Genomic DNA, 6,577 nt, shown 5'->3' with positions numbered 1-6,577 from the left:
AAGAGTTTAATGCCTTCGGCGAGGATTTAAGACCATTTGGAAATCGAGCGGGGCGGTGCAGATGCAGCGCCCCGTTCTGTTTTTGGCTATTTCAGCTGGCTGTCTTTGCTGCCGCGCCGGTTGATGCCACCGCGGGCCTGCGCCAGACCGTCCCGTTCGCGCACGCAATCAATGCAGAGCTTTACGCCCGGCAAGGCTTGCCGGCGCGCCTCGGGGATCGGCTCTTCGCATTCGGCGCAATGGGTGCGGCTTTCGCCCTGAGGAGCCTTGCGCGCCTTGAGGCGGGCCAGTTCATCGTTGATCGACGCTTCGATCTGTTCACTGACAGCGCCGTCTTTCGCCCATCCTCCGGCCATGATCATCCCCCTTGAGTGTTACCCCTTATAGGTAGGTCGCAAGTGCCAAGGCTCAACCCCCGGCGGCAAAGGCCATATCCGTCATGCGTTGCGTGCCGCGGCTGAATTCAAGCGGACAGGGATAGGCCGTGCCCTCGGTCACTGACGCGCCAAAGTTTTCGACCTGCTGCACATAGTGGTTCACGCCGGGAAAGCGTTCGACGGTGGTGCTGTTCTGTGTGGTCTCGAGATACAGCTCGGCTTGGGAATAGACCGTCGGGTTGAACGGGCAGGTCAGACGCAGGATACCTTTTTCGCCGTGAATAACGACCTGCTGAAACGGGAACATACGCATGGACACGGTTGCGGATAGGTCAAACCCGTCGAAGCGGGCCGCGACCTGCGCGAAGACATCGACATCGTTTTCATAGTCGATCTTGGCATGGGGGATCGCGGTCGGCTCTTGCCCCGTGACGAAACGGGTGCAGCCGAAGGCATAGGTGCCAATGTCCGGCAGCACGCCCCCACCGGCCTTGGGGTCGTTGCGGATGTTGCCGGTATCGTCGTTGAAGAACGAGAAGTTGACCGCCACGTGGCGCAGCCGCCCCAGGCTGCCCGATTGCACGATCTCTCGGGCGCGTATCCATTGGGGGTGATGGACGATCATAAAGGCTTCGGCCGCCAGCAGGCCCGTGGAATCGCGTGCGGAGATCAGCTGCTCATAGTCTTGCGCCTGCATCGCCATCGGCTTTTCACATAAGACATGTTTGCCCGCCTTCAGCGCCTTGAGCGTCCATTCCACATGCAAATGGTTGGGCAGCGGGATATAGACCGCGTCGATATCTGGATCGGCAAGCAGCGTCTCGTAGCTGCTGTGCGTTGCAAGCTGCGGGGCAAAGGCCTGAAAGTGCGCGGCTTTGTCAGGGTGAGATGTGGCGAGGGCAACCAGTTCGGCCCCTTTCGCCGCGTGGATGGCCGGGGCCATCTGTTCTTGTGCGAATTGGGCAGCCCCGAGGATGCCCCAGCGTAGCGTTTTCATCGTGATCCCCTGATGTTTGGTGTCGTGCGACTGTAGGGGGAGCCGCAGCAGATCATCAAGGGGCGCATAAAAAATCCCCGCAAAGCGACGCGCCTTGCGGGGATCAATATTCAAAACCGTGGCTGGCGATCAGGCGTTGCCCATCAGACCTTTTTCACGGGCCAGATCACGCATGCGTTTTTGCAGTTTTTCAAAGGCACGCACCTCGATCTGGCGGATACGCTCGCGGCTGACGTCATACTGGCTGCTCAGATCTTCGAGCGTGACCGTTTGGTCCGACAAGCGACGTTGGGTCAGGATGTCTTTCTCGCGGTCATTGAGAACATCCAGCGCCTCTGCCAGCATCTCGCGGCGGGTTTCCAACTCGTCCCGTTCCTCGTAGTCGGTGGCCTGGTCGGCGTCTTCGTCTTCCAGCCAGTCCTGCCACTGCATCGTCCCCTCGCCTTCGGAGCCGACCGTGGCGTTCAAGGACGCATCACCGCCCGACATACGGCGGTTCATAGAGATGACTTCGGTTTCGGTCACACCAAGGTCCGTCGCGATACGTTTGACGTTATCGGGGTGCAGATCGCCTTCTTCCAGCGCGCCAATACGGTTCTTGGCCTTGCGCAGATTGAAGAACAATTTCTTCTGGCCCGAGGTCGTGCCCAGTTTCACCAGCGACCAGGACCGCAGGATATATTCCTGGATCGAGGCGCGGATCCACCACATGGCGTAGGTCGCCAGACGGAAGCCTTTTTCGGGGTCGAAGCGTTTGACCGCCTGCATCAGGCCGACGTTGGCTTCTGAAATCACCTCTGCCTGCGGCAGACCGTAGCCGCGGTAGCCCATTGCGATCTTGGCCGCCAAACGCAGGTGCGAGGTGACCATGCGATGCGCGGCTTCGGTGTCTTGTTCTTCGACCCACCGTTTGGCGAGCATGTATTCTTCTTCCGGCTCCAACAGGGGAAACTTGCGGATTTCCTGCATATAGCGGTTCAATCCGCCTTCCGGTGTTGGCGCTGGCAGATTTGCGTAATTAGCCATCTTTGTCCCTTTCCCCAATTTCCGGGGCCCATGTTATTTGGATTAACATAGATATGGAGAGGGCCCCGCTCCGTTTCAAGTGTCCAGCCTAACGCATGGGACGGTGAATTGGGCCCAATAATCCCTAAAAAACCGTTTTACTACAGGTCGATCACACAACTGTGCACTAGGGCAGGTCGTAGCCTAAGGCCCCGAGCAGGTCGGTCATATCGCCGGGCAGCGGCGCTTCGAAGCGAACGTAGTCGCCCGTGACCGGATGATCGAACCCCAGTACCGCCGCATGCAGGGCCTGGCGCGGAAAGCTGCGCACCGCTTCGGCGGCGGCGTCCGAGACCGCGCCCTTTGCGAGCTTGCGTTTGCCACCGTAGGTCGGATCGCCCACCAATGCGTGACCGGCATGGGCCATATGCACCCTGATCTGATGGGTACGGCCGGTTTCAAGCCAGCATTCCATCAGCGCCAGAACTTCTGGATTGCCAAGCCGCGCAACGGTGCGCGCACGGGTCACGGCGTGGCGGCCGCCCTGAAAGAACACGGCCTGACGCTGGCGGTCGGTACGGTGACGCGCCAGCTGCGTGGTGAGCTTAAGGATATTGCCCGGCTCGAAGCTGGCCCCCTTCACCCCCCGCAGGCGCGGATCGTTGGCATCCGGCACGCCGTAGACCAAGGCCTGATAATAGCGTTCAACGGTGTGTTTCTCGAACTGTTTGGCCAGCCCGTGGTGGGCTGCGTCAGACTTGGCGACAACCAGCAGACCCGAGGTATCCTTGTCGATCCGGTGCACGATGCCCGGACGTTTCATGCCGCCCACCCCCGACAGGTCATCGCCGCAATGCGCCAGCAGCGCATTGACCAACGTCCCCGACGGGCTGCCCGGCGCGGGGTGAACCACCATGCCTGCGGGCTTGTTGATCACGATCAGATCCGCGTCTTCAAAGACGACCTCCAACGGGATTTCCTCGGCGAGGATATGACTGTCTTCGGCCTCTTCCACATCGACGGTGATCTGCTGCCCCGCTTCGGCACGGCTGCGCGGGTCGGTTACCACTGCCCCGTCGACACGCACGGCCCCTTGTTCCAGCAAACGCCCCAGCCGTGTGCGCGACAGGTTCGCATCCTCTGGCACATCGCGCGCAAGCGCTTTATCAAGGCGAGGTGGCGGGCTGTCCGCGATGGTAAACGTAATTTGACGGTGCGACATGACTGATCCTTCCGAGCCCCCGAACATCAAATTCCTGCGGCGGCTGGTGACGGTGCTGACCGCCACAATGATTTTCGGCCTTCTAGTCGTGATCGGGCTACTTGTCATCCGCTTCTCGAACAAGAGCCCCGATTTACCGGCCTCTATCACCCTGCCCGATGGCGAAAAAGCGGTGACCTTCACCCAAGGCCCCGACTGGTATGCTGTGGTGACACAAGAAGATATGATTCTGATCTTTGACCGGATGACAGGCGAGCTGCGTCAGAGCGTTACGATCGAGTAACGCGCCCAGCCTATGCGCCACAGTGCCGAGGCACGGCGCACGAAAACATCACGCCCATCAGACATGTGGTCTTTTTTCGGGGGGGGGGAGTGGTACCACCTCCTGGTCTCGAACCAGGGACCTCCTGATCCACAATCAGGCGCTCTAACCAACTGAGCTAAGGCGGCACTGAGGTCGATCTAGCGTTCATGAAAAAGGAATGCAAGCACATATCCGTCGCAAACTTCGATTTGTCCTGCCGCAGGTGAGAATGGCAAAACTTGCCATTTCCAGCGCCGCAGGGTACGGGACCTGACACAGTTTCGGAGAAACCTCATGGGCATCGACACAGAACGCGACATTGAAGCCAACCTGCAAATCGGGCCAACCGATAAGGGCATGGTCCGGCTGTTCATCGAAGCGGAAGGCGGGATCGAGATCCCGATGGATTTCACCACGGATGAAGCCGTTGAAATCGCGGAAGAGATCATGGCCGCAGCCCATCGTGCGGGCAAAGCTGGCAAGAACAAGCGATAAGGCACCTTGCCCGGTCGGGATGGGGGCCAGCCCCCGCCGCGCCTTTGCGCGGCACCCCCGGGATATTTTCCATTTGGAATACTGATGTACCCTAGCCCCACTGCGGCATGGCATGCGGGTCGCGCAACATATGCAGCCTGCGTGCGGCATGGGTGGCAAAGAGATAGGTCATCTTTTTGCGGCGCGCGGCGGCCAGTCGGGTTTCCGGCCCCATACGCACGAGCTCTGCCCCGTAGCTGTCGCCGATAAACAGGCCGGTGTCCTCGGGCAGCAGGTCGACGTCGAAATCCGCATCCACCGCCCAAAAGAACCTGTCGGCCCATTCGAGATACCCGTCCCATTTGCTGTCGGACATGAAATCGGCGCGGCTGGATTTGCATTCGACAATCCAGATCTCCCCCTTGGGGCCAAGCGCCATCACATCCACCCGCAGGCCGCGCGTGGGCACCAGTTCCTCAACGCTCGCGAAACCGAGTGCGGCAAGCTGGCGGGTCACACCACGGGCAATCAACTGTCCGGGCTGCAAGGTTGGGGCGGTCATCAGGTCGGTCTGGGTCATGGGGGCAATATGAACAATTCATGAACATCAGGCAAGCGCTTGGTAATCCGCAGCGCGCAACCTATCTAGTTCAAAAGAAAACAGGGTGGGCATATGGCGCGCGACGGCGATAACTCGACACATCAACAGCGCGGCATCCGATATGCCCGCGAACTCGAAGGGCATCTGGGCTGGCTCGATACGTTTTCGGGCACAGCGCTTGGGGTGCTGGCGGTGGCGTCGGGCATCTACACCTATCTTGGGGTGTCGTCCTTGCTGGATGACAACGGGGCGATGTCGGCCTTTGCCGCGATCGCCTATTCCGCTGCTGTGTCCGTGGGCATCTTTGTGTTCTGGTCCTATATGCTGCGCCTGTTTCCAGCGGTGCGCAGCGCCCGTGCGCGGGTTGGGCTGTTGGGGGCCATGTCGCTGGGAAGCGTCGCGATCATCGCCATGTCGAGCTGGCTGAACGCCGCCGCCCTTGCCGGATCTGCAGCGGTGGAACAGCATCTGGCCGAGACCGTGCAGGATTACCAAGGCTCGTTGGAGCGCGCGCATGAGATCACCCTTTCCGCCCAAGGCTTGGAGCGGGACGTTGCCCGTGTCCGTCAAAGCTTCGAGGATCTGAGCGAACAGGAGGCCACGGGCGGGCTGTCTGGCTTGGCAGGGCGTGGTGCCGTGTTCCGCGTGCTGCGACAGAAATCGGCAGAGCTGTCGGGGCTGGAGGCGCAGATCGCCACCCAGACCCCGCTGGTCAATGACGCTTTTGTCGAGGGCAACCAGATCCTCAGCCGGATGCGCGCGCTGACGGTCGAACCCGGTCCGGTGGAAGCGCGATCAGTCGAATTTTCCGAACAGGCGGTACGGCTTGCCGGGTTGATCACGCGCTTGCGGCAACTGTCAGTCGCCCCGCTGGTCGAACGCGCCGCGCAGGATCTATCGGCCTCTGTCGTGCTGCCCGAATTGGATGGCAGCAGTGTCGAGGTGCGGGGCAATCAGGCCTCGACCATCAGTGCCGTGCTTGAGGTCCTGGCCCAACGTGCCGCCACACTGGAGCGTGCTGCCCAAGACGTGCTGGCCATGGCCCCGCCAACAGAGACGACCTACACCCCGATTTCCAGCGCCGATGCGGTGATCAAATACGCGCGCAACTTCGTGCCCTCCTGGGCCGGCGCGATTGCCATTGATCTGTTGCCCGCCGTGTTGGTCTTCATTCTCGCCATCACCCAAGGGGCGATCCGCGAGGGCCGCGAGGGCAGCGCGATCGAGGAAACACTCACCCTTGCCGAATTGCGGGCCGCGGTGCTGGCGATGCGTGACATGGATGCGGCGATGAAGGGCACATCTGTCGATGAAAACGCGTGGGAAGACCGCGATGACACTGCGCCCCATGACATCGTGACCGAAAACCCTGCCCTTAGCACGCCTTCGAAAACCACATGAAACTGCGACGTGATCCTTCCAAACGCCCACCCGTGGCACGGGTTCTCGGCGGCGTTCTGATCTTTCAGCTGGGGTTGGCGGGGCTGCTTTTTTGGGGCGATCTGGACGAGGGGCTGCGCCTGCCCGGCTTTGGCCCGCGTGCCCCGGGGCTGACCGAACCCACGCGCCCCGGCGACCAAACCCGCCGGTTTCAACT

At 61.0% G+C, this 6,577-nt stretch carries 8 protein-coding genes, 1 tRNA gene and 1 pseudogene; 4 read left to right on the top strand and 6 right to left on the bottom strand.

Annotated features, from left to right (window positions below; translation table 11 throughout):
* Positions 1-86 precede the first annotated feature (86 nt).
* The 4 genes from B3849_RS11325 to B3849_RS11310 form a co-directional block, all read right to left on the bottom strand.
* The gene (locus B3849_RS11325) at positions 87-356 is read right to left on the bottom strand and encodes a DksA/TraR family C4-type zinc finger protein (protein WP_005849195.1); all 270 of its coding nucleotides are present in this window, start codon (positions 354-356) and stop codon (positions 87-89) included.
* A 52-nt stretch (positions 357-408) separates the two neighbouring features.
* Positions 409-1,374, bottom strand: a complete 966-nt coding sequence (locus B3849_RS11320) for a Gfo/Idh/MocA family protein (RefSeq protein ID WP_278425673.1) — start codon at positions 1,372-1,374, stop codon at positions 409-411.
* A 129-nt stretch (positions 1,375-1,503) separates the two neighbouring features.
* Positions 1,504-2,400: an RNA polymerase sigma factor RpoH gene (rpoH, locus tag B3849_RS11315; RefSeq protein WP_278425653.1), complete on the bottom strand. Its 897-nt coding sequence runs from the start codon at positions 2,398-2,400 to the stop codon at positions 1,504-1,506.
* Positions 2,401-2,566: 166 nt separating this feature from the next.
* Complete coding sequence (locus B3849_RS11310; RefSeq protein ID WP_278425652.1) at positions 2,567-3,601, bottom strand: RluA family pseudouridine synthase; 1,035 nt, start codon at positions 3,599-3,601, stop codon at positions 2,567-2,569.
* Between B3849_RS11310 and B3849_RS11305 the strand changes: the two genes are divergently transcribed.
* Positions 3,600-3,884, top strand: a complete 285-nt coding sequence (locus tag B3849_RS11305) for a DUF6476 family protein (protein ID WP_260003325.1) — start codon at positions 3,600-3,602, stop codon at positions 3,882-3,884. The two genes, B3849_RS11310 and B3849_RS11305, sit on opposite strands and share 2 nt — an antisense overlap.
* 90 nt (positions 3,885-3,974) lie before the next feature.
* Here B3849_RS11305 and B3849_RS11300 read toward each other — a convergent pair.
* Positions 3,975-4,051 (bottom strand) — tRNA-His (locus tag B3849_RS11300).
* Positions 4,052-4,199: 148 nt separating this feature from the next.
* Here B3849_RS11300 and B3849_RS11295 point away from each other — a divergent pair.
* Entirely contained in the window at positions 4,200-4,400 is a 201-nt protein-coding gene (locus B3849_RS11295) for a DUF6324 family protein (protein WP_005849205.1), read from the top strand.
* Between the two features lie 91 nt (positions 4,401-4,491).
* Here the strand turns inward: B3849_RS11295 and B3849_RS11290 are convergent, their stop codons facing one another.
* Positions 4,492-4,959: an MmcB family DNA repair protein gene (locus tag B3849_RS11290; protein ID WP_278425651.1), complete on the bottom strand. Its 468-nt coding sequence runs from the start codon at positions 4,957-4,959 to the stop codon at positions 4,492-4,494.
* A 93-nt stretch (positions 4,960-5,052) separates the two neighbouring features.
* On the opposite strand from B3849_RS11290, the gene B3849_RS11285 reads away from it, so the two are divergent.
* Both B3849_RS11285 and B3849_RS11280 read left to right on the top strand, forming a co-directional pair.
* Entirely contained in the window at positions 5,053-6,381 is a 1,329-nt protein-coding gene (locus B3849_RS11285) for a hypothetical protein (RefSeq protein WP_278425650.1), read from the top strand.
* Positions 6,378-6,577 (top strand): annotated as a pseudogene (locus B3849_RS11280) (hypothetical protein); the annotation flags it as partial. The gene B3849_RS11285 and the pseudogene B3849_RS11280, both read left to right, overlap by 4 nt.

Source organism: Sulfitobacter sp. UBA4523, assembly GCF_002388305.1.
Classification (GTDB): Bacteria; Pseudomonadota; Alphaproteobacteria; order Rhodobacterales; family Rhodobacteraceae; genus Sulfitobacter; species Sulfitobacter pontiacus.
Note: the sequence above shows the minus strand (reverse complement) of the source record. Positions and strands in the feature narration are given on the sequence as shown.

Excerpts from the sequence above, each read along its gene's own strand:
- B3849_RS11305 (WP_260003325.1), top strand. The coding sequence starts at position 3,600 with ATGACTGATCCTTCCGAGCCCCCGAACATCAAATTCCTGCGGCGGCTG.
- B3849_RS11285 (WP_278425650.1), top strand. The coding sequence starts at position 5,053 with ATGGCGCGCGACGGCGATAACTCGACACATCAACAGCGCGGCATCCGA.
- B3849_RS11290 (WP_278425651.1), bottom strand. The coding sequence starts at position 4,959 with ATGACCCAGACCGACCTGATGACCGCCCCAACCTTGCAGCCCGGACAG.
- B3849_RS11295 (WP_005849205.1), top strand. The coding sequence starts at position 4,200 with ATGGGCATCGACACAGAACGCGACATTGAAGCCAACCTGCAAATCGGG.
- B3849_RS11325 (WP_005849195.1), bottom strand. The coding sequence starts at position 356 with ATGGCCGGAGGATGGGCGAAAGACGGCGCTGTCAGTGAACAGATCGAA.
- rpoH (WP_278425653.1), bottom strand. The coding sequence starts at position 2,400 with ATGGCTAATTACGCAAATCTGCCAGCGCCAACACCGGAAGGCGGATTG.
- B3849_RS11320 (WP_278425673.1), bottom strand. The coding sequence starts at position 1,374 with ATGAAAACGCTACGCTGGGGCATCCTCGGGGCTGCCCAATTCGCACAA.
- B3849_RS11310 (WP_278425652.1), bottom strand. The coding sequence starts at position 3,601 with ATGTCGCACCGTCAAATTACGTTTACCATCGCGGACAGCCCGCCACCT.